General features: G+C 85.1%; 1 pseudogene. It reads left to right on the top strand.

From position 1 onward, the window contains the following. Positions 1–517 (top strand): annotated as a pseudogene (locus tag GTR00_RS23195) (type II secretion system F family protein); the annotation flags it as partial. Between the last annotated feature and the right edge of the window lie 120 nt (positions 518–637).

Raw genomic sequence — 637 nt, 5'->3', positions numbered from 1 at the left:
CCTCGACGGCGCCCGGCTGGCCGAGCGGGTCGCCGCGCTGCTGCGCGCGGGCCTCGGCCCCGCCCAGGCGTGGTGGCACGCCGGCCCCGGCGCCTCCGCAGCGGCGGGCGCACCGGGAGCAGCGGGTGCACCGGGAGGGCCGGGGCAGCCGGCGGCAGCCGGTCCCGCGGGTGACGCCCCGGCCGGCGTGCGGGCGGTGTGGCACCTCGTGGAGCGCACCGGGGCCCCGGCCGCGGAGGCGCTGGAGCGGTGCGCGGCCGGGCTGCGCGCCGAGGCCGACGCGCGCGCCGCGGTGCGCGCCGCCACCGCCGGCGCCCGGGTCAGCGCGCGCACCGTCTCGCTGCTGCCGCTGGCCGGCCTGGCGCTGGGCGCGGCGCTCGGGGCGCCGCCGTGGGAGGCGCTGCTGGGGTCCGCGGCCGGGCGCGCCTGCGCGCTCGGCGGCGGTGCCCTGCTGCTGGTCGGCCGCTGGTGGAGCGCACGCCTGGTGCGGGCGGCCACGGCGGCGGGGGCGCCGTGAGCGCCCCGCTCGCCGGGGCCGCGGTCGCCGCGCTGGTGCTCGCCGCGCTGCTCGGTGCGCTCACCGGTCCTGCCCGCGGTGCCCCGGTCCACGCTGCTGCACCGGCGGGCAGGACCGGTG

This window comes from Kineococcus indalonis, from assembly GCF_009906395.1.
Lineage (GTDB): Bacteria > Actinomycetota > Actinomycetes > Actinomycetales > Kineococcaceae > Kineococcus > Kineococcus indalonis.
Note: the sequence above shows the minus strand (reverse complement) of the source record. Positions and strands in the feature narration are given on the sequence as shown.